At 49.7% G+C, this 21,540-nt stretch carries 18 protein-coding genes; 6 read left to right on the top strand and 12 right to left on the bottom strand.

Going from position 1 to position 21,540, the window contains the following annotated elements; all coding sequences use genetic code 11:
- Positions 1 to 123: 123 nt before the first annotated feature.
- Positions 124 to 2,913: an isoleucine--tRNA ligase gene (gene ileS / locus O3660_RS01995; RefSeq protein ID WP_049351448.1), complete on the top strand. Its 2,790-nt coding sequence runs from the start codon at positions 124 to 126 to the stop codon at positions 2,911 to 2,913.
- A gap of 650 nt (positions 2,914 to 3,563) precedes the next feature.
- Positions 3,564 to 3,698, top strand: a complete 135-nt coding sequence (locus tag O3660_RS01990; RefSeq protein ID WP_350223300.1) for a hypothetical protein — start codon at positions 3,564 to 3,566, stop codon at positions 3,696 to 3,698.
- Between the two features lie 46 nt (positions 3,699 to 3,744).
- Here the strand turns inward: O3660_RS01990 and O3660_RS01985 are convergent, their stop codons facing one another.
- The 3 genes from O3660_RS01985 to O3660_RS01975 all read right to left on the bottom strand — a co-directional run bounded on the left by O3660_RS01985 (position 3,745) and on the right by O3660_RS01975 (position 4,794).
- On the bottom strand, positions 3,745 to 4,152 hold the full coding sequence (locus tag O3660_RS01985; protein WP_049328621.1) for an MliC family protein: 408 nt from the start codon (positions 4,150 to 4,152) through the stop codon (positions 3,745 to 3,747).
- Between the two features lie 241 nt (positions 4,153 to 4,393).
- Positions 4,394 to 4,519, bottom strand: a complete 126-nt coding sequence (gene ykgO / locus O3660_RS01980; RefSeq protein WP_003685279.1) for a type B 50S ribosomal protein L36 — start codon at positions 4,517 to 4,519, stop codon at positions 4,394 to 4,396.
- Complete coding sequence (locus O3660_RS01975) at positions 4,519 to 4,794, bottom strand: type B 50S ribosomal protein L31 (RefSeq protein ID WP_004464264.1); 276 nt, start codon at positions 4,792 to 4,794, stop codon at positions 4,519 to 4,521. Before O3660_RS01975 ends, ykgO begins: the two co-directional genes overlap by 1 nt.
- Positions 4,795 to 4,969: 175 nt before the next feature.
- Here O3660_RS01975 and O3660_RS01970 point away from each other — a divergent pair, with 175 nt between their 5' ends.
- Entirely contained in the window at positions 4,970 to 6,466 is a 1,497-nt protein-coding gene (locus O3660_RS01970) for a TrkH family potassium uptake protein (protein WP_049351450.1), read from the top strand.
- A gap of 54 nt (positions 6,467 to 6,520) precedes the next feature.
- Here O3660_RS01970 and galU read toward each other — a convergent pair whose 3' ends face one another.
- The 4 genes from galU to ampD all read right to left on the bottom strand — a co-directional run bounded on the left by galU (position 6,521) and on the right by ampD (position 12,113).
- Entirely contained in the window at positions 6,521 to 7,384 is an 864-nt protein-coding gene (gene galU / locus O3660_RS01965; protein ID WP_049351451.1) for a UTP--glucose-1-phosphate uridylyltransferase GalU, read from the bottom strand.
- 111 nt (positions 7,385 to 7,495) lie between these two features.
- Positions 7,496 to 9,964: an NAD-dependent DNA ligase LigA gene (gene ligA / locus O3660_RS01960; RefSeq protein WP_049351452.1), complete on the bottom strand. Its 2,469-nt coding sequence runs from the start codon at positions 9,962 to 9,964 to the stop codon at positions 7,496 to 7,498.
- A 138-nt stretch (positions 9,965 to 10,102) separates the two neighbouring features.
- Positions 10,103 to 11,371, bottom strand: coding sequence for a cell division protein ZipA C-terminal FtsZ-binding domain-containing protein (locus tag O3660_RS01955; protein ID WP_371464486.1), 1,269 nt, complete (start codon positions 11,369 to 11,371; stop codon positions 10,103 to 10,105).
- A gap of 175 nt (positions 11,372 to 11,546) precedes the next feature.
- Entirely contained in the window at positions 11,547 to 12,113 is a 567-nt protein-coding gene (gene ampD / locus O3660_RS01950) for a 1,6-anhydro-N-acetylmuramyl-L-alanine amidase AmpD (RefSeq protein WP_070630510.1), read from the bottom strand.
- Between the two features lie 115 nt (positions 12,114 to 12,228).
- Here ampD and mltG point away from each other — a divergent pair, with 115 nt between their 5' ends.
- From mltG to O3660_RS01935, 3 genes are all read left to right on the top strand, one after another.
- Positions 12,229 to 13,224, top strand: a complete 996-nt coding sequence (gene mltG / locus O3660_RS01945; protein WP_371464485.1) for an endolytic transglycosylase MltG — start codon at positions 12,229 to 12,231, stop codon at positions 13,222 to 13,224.
- 67 nt (positions 13,225 to 13,291) lie between these two features.
- Positions 13,292 to 13,918, top strand: coding sequence for a dTMP kinase (gene tmk / locus O3660_RS01940; protein WP_049331462.1), 627 nt, complete (start codon positions 13,292 to 13,294; stop codon positions 13,916 to 13,918).
- Positions 13,919 to 14,181: 263 nt separating this feature from the next.
- Complete coding sequence (locus O3660_RS01935) at positions 14,182 to 15,462, top strand: malic enzyme-like NAD(P)-binding protein (protein ID WP_080974648.1); 1,281 nt, start codon at positions 14,182 to 14,184, stop codon at positions 15,460 to 15,462.
- 299 nt (positions 15,463 to 15,761) lie between these two features.
- Here the strand turns inward: O3660_RS01935 and O3660_RS01930 are convergent, their stop codons facing one another.
- The 5 genes from O3660_RS01930 to mreD all read right to left on the bottom strand — a co-directional run bounded on the left by O3660_RS01930 (position 15,762) and on the right by mreD (position 21,540).
- Positions 15,762 to 17,105: an aldehyde dehydrogenase family protein gene (locus O3660_RS01930; RefSeq protein WP_049351456.1), complete on the bottom strand. Its 1,344-nt coding sequence runs from the start codon at positions 17,103 to 17,105 to the stop codon at positions 15,762 to 15,764.
- A 79-nt stretch (positions 17,106 to 17,184) separates the two neighbouring features.
- Complete coding sequence (locus O3660_RS01925) at positions 17,185 to 17,844, bottom strand: MarC family protein (protein WP_003685320.1); 660 nt, start codon at positions 17,842 to 17,844, stop codon at positions 17,185 to 17,187.
- Between the two features lies 1 nt (position 17,845).
- Positions 17,846 to 18,994, bottom strand: a complete 1,149-nt coding sequence (gene rodA, locus O3660_RS01920) for a rod shape-determining protein RodA (RefSeq protein ID WP_049351457.1) — start codon at positions 18,992 to 18,994, stop codon at positions 17,846 to 17,848.
- A complete protein-coding gene (gene mrdA / locus O3660_RS01915) occupies positions 18,987 to 21,035 on the bottom strand; it encodes a penicillin-binding protein 2 (RefSeq protein ID WP_049351458.1) in 2,049 nt (682 codons plus the stop codon). The genes rodA and mrdA overlap by 8 nt, the downstream gene beginning before the upstream one ends.
- A gap of 4 nt (positions 21,036 to 21,039) precedes the next feature.
- Positions 21,040 to 21,540, bottom strand: coding sequence for a rod shape-determining protein MreD (gene mreD / locus O3660_RS01910; protein ID WP_036472915.1), 501 nt, complete (start codon positions 21,538 to 21,540; stop codon positions 21,040 to 21,042).

Here is a 21,540-nt window from a genome sequence, read left to right as displayed (position 1 = left end):
CTTATAAAATCAAGACAATTGGGCTACAATAAGTCCTTTGAATTTTTTCAGACGGCCTGTTCTTTTTAAAATGAGCAATCAGGCCGTCTGAAACCGAAATACCGCAACAATAGAGATCAAAAAATGACCGATTACAGTAAAACCGTAAACCTGCTCGAGAGCCCGTTTCCAATGCGCGGCAATCTTGCCAAGCGCGAGCCTGCATGGCTGAAAAGCTGGTACGAGCAAAAACGCTACCAAAAACTGCGCGAAATCGCCAAAGGCCGTCCGAAATTTATTCTGCACGACGGTCCTCCGTATGCCAACGGCGACATCCACATCGGTCATGCCGTCAATAAAATTCTCAAAGACATCATTATCCGCAGCAAAACCCAAGCCGGTTTTGACGCGCCTTATGTACCGGGTTGGGACTGCCACGGTTTGCCTATCGAAGTGATGGTAGAAAAACTGCACGGCAAAGATATGCCTAAAGCCCGTTTCCGTGAATTGTGCCGCGAATACGCCGCCGAACAGATTGCCCGTCAGAAAAAAGACTTTATCCGCTTGGGCGTGTTGGGCGACTGGGACAATCCTTACCTGACCATGGATTTCAAAACCGAAGCCGATACCGTGCGTATGCTCTGTGAAATCTACAAATCCGGCTATCTCTACCGTGGTGCAAAACCGGTTCAATTCTGCTTGGATTGCGGCTCTTCGCTGGCGGAAGCGGAAGTGGAATACAAAGACAAAGTATCGCCTGCGATTGACGTTGCCTATCCGTTTAAAGACACCGTCGCGCTTGCCGCCGCATTTGGTTTGGCAAGTATCGAAGGCAAAGCGTTTGCCGTTATTTGGACAACCACGCCTTGGACTTTGCCTGCGAGCCAAGCTGTTTCAGCTGGCGCAGACGTGGTGTATCAATTAATCGATACGCCCAAAGGCAAATTGGTGTTGGCCAAAGATTTGGCAGAAGACGCGCTCAAACGTTACGGTTTTTCAGACGGCATTGCTATTCTTGCCGAAACCACCGGCGACAAGCTGGAAAACCTGCACATGAATCATCCGTTCCTCGAACGCGATATTCCCATGCTCAACGGCGATCATGTTACCACCGATGCTGGTACCGGCTTGGTGCATACTGCGCCTGCGCATGGTCTGGAAGACTACGCCGTCTGCAATAAATACGGCATCGAGCTTTACAACCCTGTAAATGCCGAAGGCAAATACATCAGCGAAACCCCGCGCGTTGCCGGCATGAGCGTTTGGGAAGCCAACCCTGTTATCCTGCAATGGCTGGAAGAAACCGGCAACCTCTTGGCAAGCAGCAAAATCGAACACAGCTACGCCCACTGTTGGCGCCACAAAACGCCGTTGATTTACCGTGCGACTGGCCAATGGTTTGTCGGTATGGACAAAGCCGGAAAAGACGGTAAAACCCTGCGCGACAAAGCCCTCAAAGCCGTTGATGACACCGAATTTTTCCCATCATGGGGGCGTGCGCGTTTGGAAGCCATGATTGAAGGTCGTCCTGACTGGGTGGTTTCGCGCCAACGCTACTGGGGCACGCCGATGACTTTCTTTGTTCACAAAGAAACCGGTGAGCTGCATCCAAACTCCGCTGAGCTTTTGGAAAAAGTTGCCCAAAAAATTGAAGAAAAAGGCATCGAAGCGTGGTTCTCTCTTGATAAGAGCGAACTCTTGAGCGCGGAAGATTGCGAAAATTACGACAAACTTTCCGATACGATGGACGTGTGGTTCGATTCAGGTTCAACCCATTATTCCGTCTTGAAACAACGCGAAGAATTGGAATGGCCCGCCGACCTTTACCTCGAAGGCAGCGACCAACACCGCGGCTGGTTCCAATCCTCCATGCTGACCGGCTGCGCCTCATCCATGGGTCGCGCCCCGTACAAACAGCTTCTGACCCACGGTTTCGTGGTTGACCAAAACGGCCGCAAAATGTCGAAATCCATCGGCAACGTCGTCGCACCGCAAGAAGTCTATAACGAATTCGGCGCGGACATCCTGCGCCTGTGGGCGGCATCCACCGATTACAGCGGCGAATTGGCAATTTCCAAAGAAATCCTCAAACGCGTCACCGAAAGCTACCGCCGCATCCGCAACACCTTGAGCTTCCTGTTTGCCAACCTCAGCGATTTCGACCCGTTCGAACACACCGTACCGCAGGCAGACATGGTCGAAATCGACCGCTACGCTTTAGTATTGGCGCGTCAGCTGCAAGAGCGTCTGGCAGGCGACTTCTATCCGCGCTATGCCTTCCACTTCGCCGTGAAAGACATCGTCTCCTTCTGCTCGGAAGACTTGGGCGCGTTCTACCTCGACATCCTGAAAGACCGCCTCTACACCACCAAAGCCGACAGCCACGCCCGCCGCAGCGCGCAAACCGCCCTGTATCACATCACGCGCAGCCTGGTTCTCTTGATTGCACCGATTTTGTGCTTCACCGGCGAAGAAGCGTGGGACATCATCGGCGGCGGCGAAGAAGACAGCGTCCTCTTCCACACTTGGCACGAGTTCCCGCCCATCAACGAAAAAGCCGAAGCCGAACTGGTGAAAAAATGGACGGCAGTCCGCGAAGCCCGCGAAGCCGTAACCGCCGCCATCGAACCTTTGCGCGCCGATAAAACCGTCGGTTCGTCATTGCAAGCCGAAGCCGAAATTACGGCTCCGGAAGAAATTGCCGACTATCTGAACACTTTGGGCGAAGAATTGCGTTTTGCTTTGCTGGTGTCTAAAGCTGAAGTGAAAGTAGGTGATGAACTTGCTGTAACCGCTAAAGCCAGCGATGGTGAAAAATGCGAACGCTGCTGGCACTATACCCACGATGTGGGCGCAGTTGCAGGCCATGAAACCATCTGTAAACGTTGTGCTGATAACGTTGACGGTAAAGGCGAAGACAGACATTACGCTTAATTGTTTGGTCTAAGATAAAGGCCGTCTGAAAACTTTGAAAATAGGTTTTCAGACGGCCTTTGTTTGACAAAAATGGAGATGAAAAAAAGGATACTGCTTTTCACTATAAGCTTATTGTCTGCCTGCAATAATCAGCAACAGCAACCGGTTGAACAGTTACAGGAAACAATCCGAGTGCACAATATTCCGATTAACGTGATTACCCCTCAAAACGGCGTACCGATTGATTTTGAAAAAAAAGAATTTCAAGAAGCAAAAACATTTTTCGACAAGATTCAGCAAGTAGCGAAGGTTACGAGGGCATATTATATTTATCCCGAACCATCATGCTATACAAGGGGAAGCGGACGCTACTCTACAAAAGAATGTCACCAGGGCTTGGTTGAAAAAACATGTTTTTTAGTGAGTATGGAGCTACTCAATCCTTCTTTGACAAAACTTTCAAACGAACAGCGGTTATCGGAAAGCCTCAAATACATCGAACATCGGAAAAGAGAACTTAAGAAAAATGCCATGCCTATCGTAACATTCGATATTTTGGATGAAGGGGAAAATTATATTGTCTATGCAAAGAAATCTAGAAAATATGCCCATTTCAAACCAGAAGTTACCGCCAAGCTGGCTTTAAACGGATTATTGTTTGAAGGTGTATGCACGAACAACTCTCCCACGGCAAAGTTCACCTCTTGGGAAAGTACCGCAACAGTCAATTGGGTACGGGAACTGATAAAAATCAACCAACAAGGATCCAAGCCCGACCAGCCATAAAATTAAAGGCCGTCTGAAAACTTGTTTCAGACGGCCTTCAGCTATTCTATTACTAAGTAGAAATTAGCGGGCAGAGCAAGAAGTTTCTACTTTGTTGCCGTATGGGTCAGTGAAGCCGAAGAATGCTTCGCTGCCTTTTTGATGCCATTCAGCGCCTTTGCCGAACAGGCCTTGGTTGGCAACATAGCGTTCGCCTGAACCTGCAACGGCAGAAGACAGGGTGGCAACTTTGTCGTCCAGACGCAGTTCAACTTGGTTGGTGCTCAGGTTGCGGACTTGTACAGACAGGCCGTTTTCGCAGCTGAATGATTGAACACGGTCATGGTTGTGCATGTCATGATGTTGGTGGCCATGTTCGTGTGCATGATTGTGCTCATGATGTTGACCATGGTCATGGCGATGGGCTTCAGGTGCGGCACAGGCAGCGAGGCTCATGGCGGTGGCAATTGCAAGCAGGGCTTTTACTTTCATTTTTGACTCCTATGGTCAGTGTTGAAGGAAGAATGTAGCGGCATGTTATAAATATCTTTATGGCTTCACAATAGGGATAACCATTATTTACTTTTTCTTCCTGTTTCCGGGAGTATGGCAGGATTCTTTGTAGTTTTGATATGAATGATTAATGCCGTTTGAAAAAAAGCCGCACTTGCGCTAGAGGTAGACGAAAGTGCGGAAAATTCAGAGAGTTACATTGAAAGAAGGATAGGACAGCTTAACGCTGGCGTGCTTTAAAACGGGGATTGCTCTTGCAAATGACGTACACTTTGCCTTTTCGGCGGACAATTTGACAGTCGCGGTGTCGTTTTTTTGCAGTTTTCAGGGATGAGAGGACTTGCATCATTTATCCTTTCTGAAAGAAGACATCATGGATTGGTAACGTTGGTTGAACTTGCTGGCGCGGCCTTCGACATTGACATTGCGTTGTTTGCCCGTATATACGGGGTGGGACGCGGAAGAGGTATCAAGAGAGAAGAGGGGATACTCTACTCCGTCTTTCCAAACCATGGTTTTTCCGTGGGTATTGGCACATGAACGGATGAGCCATCCTTGGTCTGCACCGCTGTCGTAAAACAGGACTGTACGATAGTTGTCTGGGTGGATATCGGGTTTCATTTCTTTCTCCAGTGAGTGTTATGGTATAACATTATACTCTTAGAAAAAGAGCAGACAAGTGTTTTTTGGTTTTTCTTTATCACGGGGGTGCGGCATTTTGATAAAATATGCTGTTTCAGACGGCCTTTTTTTTTCATGAGGCCGTCTGAATATTTTGTTTTCTAATGATAGGGATATGATGTATTTGTATAAGGGTTTCAGATTGGGTGGTGCGGTAAGCAAGGTTATGCCGATTATCCATGTATTGTCCAAGCTGGGGCTGTTGTTTTCACTGCTGTTGGCAGTGCCGACACTGATGTCGTATTTTTATCACGACAGCGCGTTTATCGTGTTTGCCTATACGGCTTTGACGGTATTGTTGGTGTCGTGCGTTACTTGGGTGCTGACTTTGCGTTTCAACCGTGAATTGCGGCCGCGTGACGGATTTACCCTGGTATTGATGCTGTGGCTGGCCTTTGCCATCGTGGCGGCGATGCCGATTTATTTCTATATGCCGTCCATGAGTTTCACCGATGCGTTTTTTGAAGCGATGTCGGGGCTGACGACAACAGGGGCAACAGTGATTTCCGGCTTGGATACGCTGGATCCGTCGGTGAATTTTTGGCGGCACATGCTCAACTGGCTCGGCGGTATGGGTATTATCGTGCTGGCTGTGGCGATTTTGCCGATGTTGGGCGTGGGGGGGACGCAGCTTTTCAAAGCGGAAATTCCGGGTATGGATAAGGAAAGCAAGATGGCTCCCCGTATTTCGCAAGTGGCCAAACGGCTGTGGTTTGCTTATGCGCTGACAACTGCTGCCGCCTTTGTATCCTTGCATATTGCTGGCATGGGCTGGTTTGATGCCTTGTGCCATGCGATGTCGGCAGTGGCCTTGGGCGGTTTTTCGACACATGATGACAGCGTTGCCTATTTTGATTCTGTGGCAGTCGAATGGACATTGATGTTTTTTACTGTCTGGGGCGGTATCAATTTCGCCAGCCACTTTACTGCGCTGGGCAACCGCTCTTTGCAGGTGTATTGGAAAGATGAAGAATGCCGTTCCATGTTGTTGGTTTTGTCGGGCAGTATTTTGATTTCGGCATTGTATTTATGGCAGCAGGACGTTTATCAAAGCCTTGGCGAAGCTTTGCGCTTCGTCAGCTTCAACTTTGTGTCCATCGGATTGGCCAGCGGTTTCTCCAATGCAGACTTTGCTCAATGGCCGCTGATTGTGTCGTTGTGGATGTTTTTTCTGTCGAACGTATTGGCAAGTTCAGGCTCTATGGGGGGCGGTATTAAAAACGTGCGTGCGTTGGTGTTGTTCAAATTCAGCTTGCGTGAAATGTTGATTTTGCTACATCCGCGTGCGGTTCGTACGGTAAAGGTCAACAACCGCTCCATTCCGGATCGTATGGCGCTGACCGTCATGTCGTTCATCTTTATTTACTTTATGACGGTCATCGTATTCAGCTTTTTACTAATGGCGGCAGGCTTGGACTTTTTATCCGCCTTTACGGCAGTCATTGCCTGTATTACCAATGCAGGGCCGGGTTTGGGGGCAGTTGGTCCGTCGCATAATTATGCCGCGCTGAGCGATGTACAGAAGTGGCTGTGTACGGCTGTGATGTTGTTGGGACGTTTGGAGATTTTTACCGTTTTAATTTTGTTTACTCCGGCATATTGGAAGAAATAAGTGTGAGAAAAAGGCCGTCTGAAATTTCAGACGGCCTTTTTATAATGGCTGGGCTTAAGCGTATTGTTTGAGCAATTCTTTGAATTGTTCGCCGGTTTCAGGGTGTTTCAAACCGTAAGCCACGGTTGCTTCAAGGTAACCCAATTTGCTGCCGCAGTCGTAGCGTTTGCCATCAAATGCATGAGCCAACACAAACTCATGGTCGAGCAGGCGGGCGATACCGTCTGTCAGTTGGATTTCGTTACCGGCGCCGCGGGGCAGGTTGGTCAACAAGTCAAAAATACGTGGAGTTAGGATATAGCGGCCGACAACAGCAAGGTTGGAAGGTGCTTCTTCCGGTTTGGGTTTTTCAACGATGTTGATAATACGCTGATAGCTTTTCAGTTTTTCAACTTCAACGATACCGTAAGAGCTTGTTTGAGAAGGATCAACGGTTTCAACACCTAAAATGCTGTTACCGCTTTGGTTGTACACATCAACCATCTGTTTCAACGCGCCTTTAGGAGTGTCAATCAAATCGTCTGCCAAAATAACGGCGAAAGGCTCATTACCAACGGCAGCCTGCGCGCACAATACGGCATGACCCAAACCCAATGCTTCAGTTTGACGGATGTACATACAGGTAATGTTGGGAGGTAGGATGTCACGAACGTGCGCCAACAGTTTGTCTTTTTGACGTAATTCCAATTCGGTTTCCAACTCGTATGCTTTGTCGAAGTGATCTTCGATGCTGCGTTTGTTACGGCCGGTGATAAACACCATTTCGGTACAGCCGGCTTCAACCGCTTCTTCAACTGCATATTGAATTAGAGGTTTGTCCACAATAGGCAGCATTTCTTTGGGGCTGGCTTTGGTTGCAGGCAAGAAACGGGTGCCCATACCGGCAACGGGGAAGACGCATTTTTTAATGGGTTTCATATTGGTATCCTATTTTGTCTGAGGGATTAGCCCCCGAAAGTGTAATTGTGTGTAACGATAATACCACATGATAAAGTATCAGGCGGCTCGAAAAAGACTGTATATACTGTCTTATCCCAGCAACGTCAGTAATTCTTCTTCGCTCAATACGGCCACGCCCAAAGCTTGGGCTTTTTCCAATTTACTGCCTGTAGCTTCTCCGGCGACAACGTAGTCAGTTTTTTTAGATACGCTGCCGGAAACTTTACCGCCTGCAGCCTCAATCATGGCTTGTGCTTGGTCGCGTTTGAGTGTGGGTAAAGTCCCTGTCAATACAAAGGTTTTACCTGCTACGGCTTCATTAATGCCGTCTGAAATAGTTTCATCTTGAAGATTAGACCGCGTTTGAGTAAAGAAAGTTTTCATATTTTCAAGCAGGGCTGCGTTTTGCGGTTTACTGCGCCATGTCTGCCAATCGGTAGGCAACGCTTTGTCAGTTTGCAAGCCTTCTATGCTTTGTCCGGCAAGCTCCCACAAGGCCAGTGCTTTGGTTTCGCTGATTTTAAAATCGGGCAGGCGGGCAATCCAGCGTTGCGGCTCGGCATGGCGCAGAGGAGGGATAGTGACAGCTTGGCTTTGCGGGGCAACACCTACAGACAGTAGCTCGTCTATCATCGCCTGTTGTGCTTCTTGGGCAAAAAAGTGAGCGATGGAGCGGGCAACCACCGTGCCGATATCAGGCAGGCAGGCGAGGATGGGTTCAGGTGCATGGCGGACATGTTCGAGTGTGCCGAATGCCTGCGCCAACGTTTTGGCCGTGCGTTCGCCGACGTGACGGATGCCGAGGGCAAAAAGGAAGCGGGCGAGTTCGGGTGTTTTGCTGGCTTCTATGCCTGCGAGGATATTTTCCGCCCATTTGGTCGGCTGTTTTTTAATGTTTTTGGCAAGCAGAGTATTGCCGGTCTCACTTTCAAAGTCTTCAATCTCACTGTTTGATGGTTCTTCCTCATTAGCCGATGCTTTATCCGCTGTTTCCTTCATTTTTTGCAGGGTTGGAATATCAAGGCGGTAGAGGTCGGCGAAATGACGAACCAAATCTTGTGCGACCAGCTGCTCGATTTGTTTTTGACCAAGTCCGTCGATATCCATGGCTTTGCGTGAGGCAAAGTGGATTAAACCTTGCGCACGTTGTGCTTGGCAAAGCATACCGCCGCTGCATCGGGCAACCGCTTCGCCTTCTTCGCGTTCGATTTCGCTGCGGCAGATAGGACAATGGGTGGGCAGGCGGTAAGGTTTGTGAAGCGGTTCGGATCGGGTTTCAGAAGGTGTTTCGGCGAATAAATCATCTTGCAGGCCGTCTGAAACGGAAATGTTGGTCTCCTGCATTGGGCGGCGTTCAAAAATTACGCGCACCACCTCGGGAATCACGTCTCCGGCGCGGCGCACGACAACGGTATCGCCAACGCGTACGTCTTTTCGCGATACCTCATCCTGATTATGCAGGGTGGCGTTAGTAACGGTAACGCCGCCGACGAATACAGGTTGCAAACGGGCGACGGGGGTTACTGCGCCGGTGCGCCCGATTTGTACATCAATGGCTTCGACAATGGTCAATGCTTCTTCGGCAGGAAATTTGTGGGCAATGGCCCAACGTGGCGCGCGTGAGATGAAACCCAGTTTTTCTTGTTGTGCCAGACTGTTGACTTTGACCACCATGCCGTCGATTTCGTAGGGCAGGGTAGGGCGTTTTTGCTGCATTTGCTCGTAAAATGCCAATACTTCGTCGATATTTGGGAAACAGTCGAAATTACCATCGGGCAGGCTGAAGCCAAGCTCTTTACAGTAGCTCAGCTCTTGTAGGTGTTCTTCTGCGATAAAACCGCCTTGTTGTCGGGCAATGGAATAGGGGAAGAAATGCAGTTTGCGCTGTGCCGTAATGCGCGAATCGAGTTGGCGCAGACTGCCGGCGGCGGCATTGCGCGGATTGGCGAAAGGTTTTTGTCCGTTTTCAGCCTGTCGTGCGTTTAAGGCGGCAAAATCGGCTTTGAGCATCAGTACTTCGCCGCGTATTTCGATAAACTCGGGAATGTTTTCTCCATGCAGGCGTAAGGGGATGTTGGATACGGTTTTGACGTTTTGGGTAACGTCTTCGCCTGTGGTGCCGTCGCCACGGGTTGCTGCTTGAGTCAATACGCCGTCGCGGTACAGCAGGCTGATGGCCAGACCGTCAAATTTAGGCTCGATAACGTATTCCGGTTTTTCGCCGTTTAATCCGCCACGAACGCGCTCATCGAAAGCGTACATTTCGGTATGGTCGAACACTCCGTTTTCGTCTTGTGGCGAAAAGGCGTTGGTCAGTGACAACATAGGCACTTCATGACGCACTTCATCAAAGCCTGCCAAAGGCTCGCCGCCGACGCGCTGGGTTGGGCTGTCGGGCAGTTTCAACTCAGGATAATTGAGTTCCAATGCTTCGAGCTCGCGGAACAATTTGTCGTATTCGGCATCGGGTACGCTGGGTGTGTCTAGGGTGTAATATTCGTAGGCGTAGCGGTTGAGGAGGTCGGTCAGGTATTTGATACGTTGTGCGGTCGGATTCATGTGCAATCGAAATAGAGTTTTCAGACGGCCTGATGATAGAGAGGCCGTCTGAAAATCGATGAATATTGAAGATGAAGGGATTTTACCTGAAAAAGCGGATATGCCGTCATTGCATATCCGCTTTTTGATTGGGGAAGTTTAAGAGAACAGGCGCAGGGCTTGTTTGCTGCCGGGTTTGATGCCGACTTTAAGCATTTCTTCCTGACGGGCCAAAACGTAGTTGCGTACGTCTTTGAGCCATTGGGTGGAAACTTCTTCCATTTGGTCGTTAACCAAATCCAAGCTGAGTTGGCCGGAGAGTTTGACTGCCAAGTCCATAAATTTGTCGAAAGTTTTTTCGCCGGCAGGAACATGCGGAATATCCAGAAGCATGCTGAAACCGCGGTAGGCTTGGTTGTCCAACAGAGGATTGGTAAATGGTTTGTTGTCCAAAGTATGGATGGAGAACAATTTAGGGTTGTTGTTGTCGCCGAAGTGGAACGCGCCGTCTTCGCCCAGTTTGAAGCCTGTATCTTCCACGGCGGCACGCAACTCTACGCCGCTGATATTGGAATGGGAAACCAAGTGAATGGCGATGGTTTGGTCAACACGCGCACAGAATTGGTCGAGGGCTTGCGCGACTTCAGTGAACGCGTCTAAATCGGTATGCAAAACTTTGCCGTCCATCAGCTGGGCAAAAGCATCAACCTGTTGGTCGAAGTGTTGCAGCTCTTCACGCGCGGCCAAACCATTGCGGCTGACAGCCTGCAGGCCCATGACGAAGCCTTGGTAGTAAACGCCCGGAATCGGCTCGGCAACGCGGAAATGGTCGTCCATGGTGCAACCGATGATTTGGAAGCGGTGAGTGCCGGAAAGGCGCGGCAGGGCGTGCAATTCTTGGGCTTGTTTCAGGGAGATGTAGGCCATGTAGTCGAAGCGCGGATCAAACCAAGGCAACTCGACTTGCGATAATTCGTCCAAGCTGATCAATGGTACTTGTGCCACAGGCTCGGCAGCGGTTTCAACCGGAGCAGAAGCGGCTTCGGCAGGGCTGACGGTAATTTCGTTGTTTAAGCCGATAACAGTGTGTTGGACTTTTTCTTCTGCGGAAAAGTCGTCTTCCACAGTCAACTCGACATCCGTTTTAATCTGTGTAGGGTGGGCCAGTTTGGCTTTTGCCGCGTAGATTTCATCTTGCTCTTGCAGGTTGCGCAATGCCTCTTCGGTTTTTTTGTTTTTCTTGATAAACAAACCCTGGCCGCCGGTTTCTTTACTGTCGCGGACGTGCTTGGTTTTGCTGGTCAAAAGCGCATCTTTATCGGAATGGCCGAATTGTTCGCGCACTTGTTTGCGGTATTGGTTTTCCTGGTACATGTTGTAACCGATGACCGCCAAAAGGGCGGCGAGGGCTAAGACGATGAAAATCATGGAGTAATCACTTTTTAAAAAGGCAGCATTCCGTCTTTTTCAGGGTGCGGAATCTTGCTGCGTGGGAAGTTCGTTGGAGCCGGACTTTATGCGTCCGAATGAATAGCTGAATTATAACGAAAATAAACGGTTGTGACAGCATTATGTCTACCAATCATTTCAGGCCGTCTGAAAGTTATCCGCGCCGGACGGGAAAACCTGCTTTTTGAAGGCGAGGCCAATCGAAGAAATGTCCAGGATCGGTTTTCCTGTCCGGCGCGATGTCCTGATGACCGGTAACGACCTGAATCGGGTAATGTTCGGAGATGGCGGTCAGCAAGGCTTGCAGGCTGGTGTATTGTGCTTCGGTAAAAGGCTCGAAATCGCAGCCTTCCAATTCGATACCGATGGAGAAGGCATTGCATTTTTCTCTGCCTTGAAACGACGATACGCCGGCATGATAGGCCATGTCGTCGCAGGAAACGAATTGGACGGTTTCGCCTTTACGGCTGATGAAAAAATGGCTGGAGACGCGCAAGGTGTGGATGATACTGAAAAAAGGGTGCTCGTCAGGGTTGATTTGGTTGGTAAACAAATTTTCCACTGCCCCCGTGTTGTACTCAAAAGGAGGAAGGGAAATATTGTGGAGGACAACCAATGAGATGTCTTCATCCGGTTCGCGTGGGCTGAAATTGGGCGAATGAGTTTGGCGTGCATTCAGCCAGCGGCCGTTTTGCCAAATGTTTTTTGAAGGGGAATTCATGGTTTCAGACGGCCTTTCGGGATAGGAAAGCATACGTTAGGGAAGGTGGCAGGCGTGGTGGACTTATTTTCGGTTATACTGTCGACCGACACGTTCACAAACCAAGAATCCTACCATGCTGAAAAAATTGTTGAAATGGCTGGCCGTATTTTTGACGGCATTTGCCGCCGTGGTTGCCGCATTGTTGTTTGTTCCGAAAGACAACGGCAAACCATACCGCATTACCATTACCAAAAACCAAGGTATCTCTTCCGTCAGCCGCAAACTGGCTCAAGACGGCATCGTTTATAACCGTTATGTGCTGGTAGCCGCCGCATATGTGATGGGCGTACACAACCAACTCAATGCCGGTTCTTACCGCCTGTCTTCCAAAGTATCGGCTTGGGACATTTTAAAACGCATTAAAAAAGGCCATCCTGACTCGGTCAGCGTGCAAATTTTGGAAGGCGCGCGTTTTGCCCAAATGCGCCGTATTATCGATAACACTGCCGACATTGCCCACGATACGCGTGGTTGGAGCGATGAAAAACTGATGGCCGAAGTGGCGCCCGATGCCTTGAGCAGCAATCCTGAAGGACAGTTTTTCCCGGATAGTTACGAAATTGATGCCGGTGGCAGCGATCTTCAAATTTACAAAATCGCCTACCGTAAAATGCGGGAAAACCTACAAGAAGCATGGGACGACCGTCAAAGCGGCCTGCCTTATAAAAATCCGTACGAAATGCTGATTATGGCGAGTCTGATTGAAAAAGAAACCGCGCATGAAGACGACCGCGCCCATGTGGCCGCCGTATTCGTAAATCGTCTGAATATCGGCATGCGCCTGCAAACCGACCCGACCGTCATCTATGGCATGGGCGATGCGTATAAAGGCAGAATCCGCAAAGCCGACCTGCAACGCGATACGCCTTACAATACCTATACGCGCAGCGGTTTGCCGCCGACGCCGATTGCGCTTCCCGGCAAGGCCGCGCTTGAAGCGGCAGGTCATCCGTCTGATGAAAAATATCTGTATTTCGTCTCAAAAATGGATGGTACGGGCTTGAGCGAGTTCAGCCATAATCTTTCTGAACACAACGCTGCCGTGCGCAAATATATTTTGAAGAAATAAACCGAATAGGCCGTCTGAAACATTTATAATCACTGTTTCAGACGGCCTTTAAATTGACGATATCCATATGAAACCCAGATTTATTACCCTTGACGGCATAGACGGCGCAGGCAAGTCCACCAACCTCGCCGTAATGAAAGCATGGTTTGAGAAACACCAACTGCCCGTATTGTTTACGCGCGAACCTGGAGGCACTCCGGCCGGAGAAGCATTGCGTGAAATTCTGCTCAACCCAGCCACCCAAGTCAGCCTGCGTACCGAAACCCTGCTGATGTTTGCCGCCAGACAGCAACACTTGGAAACAGTTATTCTGCCTGCCCTGAAAAACGGCACGCATGTGGTTTCCGACCGCTTTACTGATGCAACGTTTGCCTATCAAGGCGGCGGACGCGGCGTTCCCTTGCAAGATATTGCCACGCTTGAGCATTGGGTGCAGGGTGATTTCCGTCCCGATTTAACTTTGCTGTTGGATGTGCCTTTGGAAGTGTCAATGGCACGCATCAACCAAACGCGTGAGAAAGACCGCTTTGAGCAAGAAGAAGCCGAGTTTTTCAATCGGGTGCGCGAAGTGTATCTGCAACGTGCTAACGAACAGCCGGAACGCTATGCCGTCATCGACAGCAGCCAAAGTCTGGACGCTGTAAAAAATCAGATTGAAACCGCGCTAGACAGTCATTTTGGATTGAATGTTTAAGTTTAAATAAAATGCCGTCTGAAAGAAGAGTGATGTGGCAAAGAAATATTATTACAGAAGTTTTTAGACATAAAACCAAATAAAACGAAATATCAAAACAAATGTAATAAATATCGGTATGCGCCACCAAAAGAACATGATAAAATTACGGCCTCTTACAAAGCCGGTCTGTTAACAACCCGACTTTAGAAATTTTAAATGTCTGAAGCAGCCTGTTTCAGACTTGTTCGCTGTAAAATCTCTCTCGCAAACAGGATCGATAAATGGAAAATTCATTAAAAGAAGCCGCCCTGCAGTTCCACGAATTCCCCGTGCCGGGCAAAATCTCCGTTACCCCAACCAAATCTCTGGCTACTTCTAAAGACTTGGCGTTGGCGTACTCTCCGGGCGTAGCCGCTCCTTGTATGGAAATCCATGCCGATCCTCAAACTGCCTACAAATACACTGCCAAAGGCAATTTGGTTGCCGTGATTTCCAACGGTACCGCAGTGTTGGGTTTGGGCAACATCGGCGCATTGGCCGGTAAACCTGTAATGGAAGGCAAAGGCGTATTGTTCAAAAAATTCGCCGGCGTTGACGTATTCGATATCGAAATCGATGAAAAAGACCCGCAAAAATTGGTAGACATCATCGCTTCTTTGGAACCGACTTTCGGCGGTATCAACCTCGAAGACATCAAAGCGCCTGAGTGCTTCTACATCGAACGTGAATTGCGCAAACGTTGCAAAATCCCTGTATTCCACGACGACCAACATGGTACCGCCATCATTACCGCTGCTGCCGTATTGAACGCTTTGCGTTATACCGGCCGCAAAATTGAAGAAGCGACGTTGGTGTGTTCCGGTGCAGGTGCCGCAGCGATTGCCTGCTTGAACCAGTTGCTGGATTTGGGTCTGAAACGTGAAAATGTAACCGTCTGCGACTCCAAAGGCGTGATTTACAAAACCCGCGAAGACAAAGACCGTATGGACGAATCCAAACAATTCTACGCCATCGAAGACAACGGCCAACGCGTATTGGCTGATGCCGTTAAAGGTAAAGACATTTTCTTGGGTCTGTCCGGTGCAAACCTGCTGACCCCTGAAATGCTGAACACCATGAACGAGAAACCAATTGTGTTCGCTATGGCAAACCCAAATCCGGAAATTCTGCCTCCTTTGGCAAAAGAAACCCGTCCGGATGTGGTAATCGGTACCGGCCGCTCAGACTTCCCGAACCAAGTAAACAACGTATTGTGCTTCCCATTCATCTTCCGTGGCGCATTGGATGTCGGCGCGACCACCATCAACGAAGAAATGAAACGCGCTTGCGTATACGCTTTGGCTGACTTGGCAATGGAAGAGGTAACTGAAGAAGTGGTTGCCGCTTACGGTAAGAAATTTGAATTCGGTGCGGAATACCTGATTCCTACACCATTCGACTCTCGCCTGTTGCCTCGCGTTGCTTCTGCTACCGCTAAAGCAGCTATGGAAAGCGGCGTGGCTACCCGTCCAATCGCTGACTTGGATGCGTACGCTGCTAAATTGGCTGCATGGGAACTGTAATTCAGTAAGTAGTGCTTGATTGAAAAGGCCGTCTGAAAGTTGTATTTCAGACGGCCTTTTTGTTTATTGAATATTTTAGAAACGGCTTAATGCAGCAATCGGAATGAAGAATACGATAATCTGCTGATTCAACAGAGACGTGGGAATATGGATTGCTTTCTAAGATAGGTTTCTTATTTTTGAGCGGCTTTGACTTTTCAGGGTTTGTACGGGATTGAATACAATAGTTTTTTCAGCTTTTTTAAACAACATCGGCCGTCTGAAAACGGGTTTCAGACGGCCTGAGTTAATGAAACAGTTTATTTTTGCCAATAGGTTTTGACGTTGACGAACTCATACAACCCGAATTCTGATAGCTCGCGTCCATAGCCGGAAGCTTTTACACCGCCAAAGGGGAGGCGCAGGTCGCTGCTGGTGTGGCGGTTGATAAAGACAGAGCCTGCTTGGATTCTTTCGGCGTATTGCCATGCGTTTGCCGTGTCGGCTGTGTAGATACAGGCGCCGAGGCCGAAAGGTGTGTCGTTGGCAAGTGCGACGGCGTGATCCGGATTGTCGGCGCGTAAGATCATGGCAACCGGGCCGAAGACTTCTTCGTGCCAAACGCGGCAGTTGGGGTTGACCTGATCCAAGACGGTAGCAGGGTAAAACCAGCTTTCTCCCTCAGGGATATAGCCGCCGCTCAAGCATTGCGCACCGTGTGCAATCGCATCTTGAACCTGCTCGTGTACAGTTTGACGCAAGTCTTGGCGGTGAAGCGGGGCAAGGGTAGTGTTCGGGTTTTTGGGATTGCCGGTTTGCAGTTTGGCGCACTCGGCAAGGAAGAGCGGGATAAATTGTTCGGCAATATTCTGGGTAACAACGATGCGTTTGGCGGCATTGCAGGATTGTCCGGCATCGCGGAAGCGCGAATAGCAGGCATCGATGGCTGCGCGTTGCAGGTCGGCATCGGGCAGAATGATAAACGGATTGCTGCCGCCCAGTTCAAGGACAGTTTTTTTCAGATGTTTGCCTGCATGGGCGGCCAGCAGGCGGCCGGTATGGGTCGAACCGGTAAATGCCATGGCATCGGTATCTTCAATGGCTTTAAGCGTGTCTTCATGACTCAACCATGCGCCGATAAGCGGCAAACCTTTGGGGACAAGGCTGAATAGGGTTTCGCTGATGCGGGCGACACTGGGCGCAGGTTTGACTGCGCAGGCATTGCCGGCACAGAGGGCTGGAATGGCAAATCGTAAAATCTGCCAAATAGGATAGTTCCACGGCATGACCGCCAAAACAACGCCCAAAGGCTCAAAGCGGACTTGGCTGAGGCTGGCTTGGGTGGCGATGGTTTTATGGGCAAGCAGCTCGGGGGCAAGGCGGACGTAGTAGCGGATAAGCTCGATGGATTTGCTGATTTCGGCACGGCATTCGTGCAGGCAGCGTCCGACTTCTTCGCAAACCATTTCGGCAAGGCGTTCTTGGTTTTGGGTCAGGCTGTCGGCAAATTGCTGTAAGAGGGCGGTGCGCTCGATAATGCTTGACTGGGTGAAGGTTTGTTGAAGGGTTTGGAGGCGGTTTAATTCGTCGGTGAACTCGGTATAGCTTTGCGCCGGTCGGCGGTAAATGGTTTCTCCGGTGAAGACATGGGTGCTGTGAAACATGGTTGGCTCCTTTGTTTTTATGTTTTTATGAGACCGTCTGAAAATGTTTCAGACGGCCTTTTATTGTGATGATTGTACTTCAAGCGACCAGTTGGGGAAAAATGGATTTTAAGCCGGCAACAATAATCTCTACGGAAATGGCGGCCAGCATCATGCCCATGATGCGGTTGAGGATGGTCAGGCCGGTAGTGCCCAAGCGTTTGCTGATGCGTCCGGCCACGACCAGAATGAAATAGCAAATCAGGCTGACCAAAAAGCCGGAGATGATAATCAGGGCAATATCGCTGTAATTCTTGGCGGCAGAGGAATAAATGATGACAGTGGAGATACCGCCGGGGCCGATGGTAATCGGAATGGCAATGGGTACGACGGCAATGGCTTTTTCGTTGCGGCGGACTTGTTGCGCATTTTGATGTTCTTCTGAATGGGGATCAATTTTGGGTTTGGCAGGATTGTCGTTGCCGTTCATTAAGGAGATGGCAATCAGCAAAACCAGAATCCCGCCGCCGACTTGGAAAGAGCCGACGCTGATGCCGAGTACTTTCAACAAGATACCGCCGCTCAGTGCAAAGACGATGATTACGATGAAGACAGCCAATGCGGCAGTACGCGCGATTCTGCGCTTTTCTTTGGTGCTGTGGTTTTGTGTCAGATCAAGATAAATTGAGAGCGCGCTGAAAGGATTAATCAGCACGAGAAATGCCACAAGCAGCTTGCCGATTTCTACACCTAATTCCATATTATTCCTCGCTTTCAGTTAGGTCATCGTTATCCGCATTACGGCGGCGGTTTTTGTGTTCGTTTGCAATACCCATCAGCAGGGCGAGCACCACCATGATGGAAAGCGTAGCCGTGCCGCCGTAGCTGACCAAGGGGAGGGGGACGCCGACGACGGGCAAAATACCGCTGACCATGCCCATGTTTACAAAGGCATAGCAGAAAAAAGTCATGGTCAATGCGCCTGCCAAACTACGACTGTAAAGGGATTGCGCTTGAGCGGCAATCCACAATCCGCGTGCCAGAATGATAAGGTAAACCAGCAGTAAAAGGATATTGCCAATCAGGCCGAACTCTTCGCCGAATACCGCGAAAATAAAGTCAGTCGTTGATTCAGGAATATAGTCCAAATGGGTTTGCGTACCGTTTAGCCAGCCTTTACCCCATACACCACCCGAGCCGATGGCAATCATAGATTGGATGATGTGGTAGCCTGCACCTAACGGATCTTTGGTTGGGTCGAGCAAGGTGAGAACACGGGTTTTCTGGTAGTCGTGCATGCCGTAGTTCCACAAGAGCGGCAAAGCGGCCACAAAGGCAATAATAGCGGCAAAAATAGCCTTCCAAGGCAATCCGGCAAAGAAGATGACAAAAATACCCGAAGCCATAATCAATGCTGCCGTACCGAGGTCGGGCTGCTTCAAAATCAGGGCGACAGGAACAAGAATCAGCACGAGGGCGACAATATAATGTATCCATTTCAGATGGCCTTCATAGCGTTGGAAATACCACGCGACAGTCATGGGAATACCGATTTTCATGATTTCGGAAGGTTGGATACGGGTAAAGCCGAGACTCAGCCAACGGGTCGAGCCGTTGACGGTAACGCCGGCGACTTCGACACCAATCAGCAGTAATACGCCGACAATGTAAACAGGCAGGGCAACTTTGGCAGCCGTTTGCGGTTTGAATATGGCGATAATCCATAACAGGGCAAAGCCCAAAACGGTATGGATGGTTTTGTTTTCCAATTGGCCGAACTCTTGCCCGTCTGCAGAATAGAGCAGGAACAGGCTCATGATGTAGATGGCGAGCATGGCAAAAAACAGCCAAGGGTCAATCGGGGCTGCAATGGTGGATTTGAAATTTTTCCACGCTAATGTGTTATTCATGATGAACCTCCGGCTGTGAGGTAGGGCTTGTCGGAGTCAGTCCGTAGGCAGATTGGAAAATACTGGTAATAGGCTGATGCTTGTCCGTTGTTTCAGTTTTGGCTGAATCTGACTCAAGGCCGTCTGAAAACTGCTGCGGTTTGACGTGAAGCATATAAAAATCAGTCATTTCACGAGCCAATGGCGCGGCATACGCACCCCAGCCGCCGTTTTCCAAAATAACGGCAATGGCGATTTCAGGTTTTTCCAATGGCGCAAACGAGATAAACCATGCGTGGTCGCGGTGTTGTTCGCGCAGGGCTGCGGCATTGTAGCGGCCGCCCTGTTTTATTTGTACGACCTGGGCCGTACCGGTTTTGCCGCCCATTGTATAAGCAAGTCCGCCACCAATACGGTGCGCCGTACCGCCCGGTTTCAATACCTTTTCCATTGCGCGTTTGACGTATTCGAAGTTGTCGGCTTTGAACGGAATTTGACGCTCGGGATTAGGGTTGATTCGGGTAATTTTGCGTGCGCCAAAATCTAATACTTCTTTGACCAAATGCGGCTGATAAACGACACCGTTATTGGCCAGAGATGCTGTCGCATGTGCCATTTGCAAAGGCGTGTAGGCGTTGTAGCCTTGGCCGATACTGACAGAAACCATTTCGCCGGCGCGCCATTCTTTGGCGGTAGGGTCGGAAGATTTGGCAAAACGTTTGGCTTTCCATTCGCGGCTAGGCAAAACGCCTGCGTATTCGCTGGGCAGGTCAATGCCAGTTTTTTGTCCGAAACCGAATTGTGCCAGATACGAGGAGGCTTTATCGATACCCATTTCGTAACCCAAGCGGTAGAAGAAGGTATCTGAAGATACTTGGATGGCTTTGCTCAAGTTGGCCGAGCCGTGACCGCTGCGGACAGAGTCGCGGAAAATATGGCGGCTGCCGGGTATGCTCCATGCGCCGGGGGCGGGGATGATGGTGTTTTGAGTGATTTTGCCGCTTTCCAATAAGGCCATGCCCATAAAGGGTTTGAATGTAGAACCCGGCGGGTAAAGGCCTTGGGTAACGCGGTTGATCAAAGGCTTTTTCCAATCGTCATTCAGCATTTTCCAAGTATCACTGTCGATGCCGTCAATAAAGAGGTTGGGATCGAAGGAAGGCTTGGAAACAAAAGCCAAAACAGTACCGTCTTGCGGATTGATGGCTACCAATGCGCCACGGCGGTCGCCTAAAATGCGGTCGGCTTCCTGCTGCATACGGATATCCATGCCCAGGCGCAAGGTTTGCCCCATTTTGGACGGAACATTTTTCAATACGCGGACGATGTTGCCGTAAGCGTCTTTTTCAACTTCCTGATAGCCTGGAACACCATGAAGTTGGTGTTCGTAATATTTCTCCAAGCCGGATTTGCCGATATGCGTACTGCCGCGGTAGAGGGCGGTCAGGCCTTCTTCTTCCAGCATTTCTTTGTCTTTATCGCTAATACGGCCGATATAGCCTAAGAAATGGGAAGTCAGTTTGCCGTAAGGATATTCGCGGAATGTGCGTGAGTTAACCTCTACGCCTTTGAATTCGCGCAGATGTACGGACAAACGGGCAGCCTCTTCATCGGTCAGCCTGAGTTTGAGCGGGATATTTTCAAATTTTCGATAGCTTTCGCGGTATTTTTTGAAGCGTTTTAAATCTGTCGGCGTAATATCAACATATTTTTTCAATGCTTCAATGACATCTTCCATCTTGCCTTCAATGCGGCTGGGAATAACTTCGAGCGAAAAGACTGGATAGTTTTTGGCCAAAGGAACGCCGTTGATATCGACGATTTCGCCGCGTACGGGCGGCGTTGGAATCAGGGTGATGCGGTTGCTCGATGCCTGACCGGAAAACTCGTCGTGTTGAGTCACTTGCAGGTAGAAGAACCGCGCCAGCAAGATGGAAAAGAAGATGATAATCAGGATAAAAGCAACGAGCAGGCGCAATAGGGCATCGGCTTGTGCAGCCTGAGCGGAAGGTTTTTTGGTATGTTGACCACCGGAAAGACGGCGTGGAAGAATCGGTTTCATCTTTTCAGCGGGAGCGGTAAATACGGGTCACAATCAACATTAGCTGGCTGAGTATCGGCCAAAGTAATGCGCCGACAAATGGGGCAACAAAGCCTTGCAAAGTGATGACCTGATGATTAAGAAACAAACGGGCAACAGTTAAGACGGCCTGATTGAGAAGCAGTGCAGCCAATACAGCGGCCAATTGCATAATGTGGCCGTAAAGCATGATTTGGCGGCGGCGGTTTAAGATGAAATAAGTCATTACGACGTAAGACAGGGCGTGCAAGCCCAAAGTCGCGGCGGTTGCGGCATCGACAATCAGACCGATGGCAAAAGCCAGTCCCATGCCTGCGCGTTGCGGTTGGTGCAATGTCCAATACAGCAACATCAGTGCCGTCATTTCAGGCAGCCAAAAGAATCCGTCAAAGGAAAACGGCATAAAGTCCAGTATCATCATCACTATGAGACTGGCCGCCATGATGTGCAGCGGTACTGCACGGTAAGAATCGTCAAAATCGTTCAT

This window comes from Neisseria sp. 27098_8_139, assembly GCF_041433195.1.
GTDB lineage: Bacteria > Pseudomonadota > Gammaproteobacteria > Burkholderiales > Neisseriaceae > Neisseria > Neisseria subflava.
The sequence above is the reverse complement of the archived record's forward strand: the minus strand, read 5'-3'. Positions and strand labels throughout refer to the sequence as shown.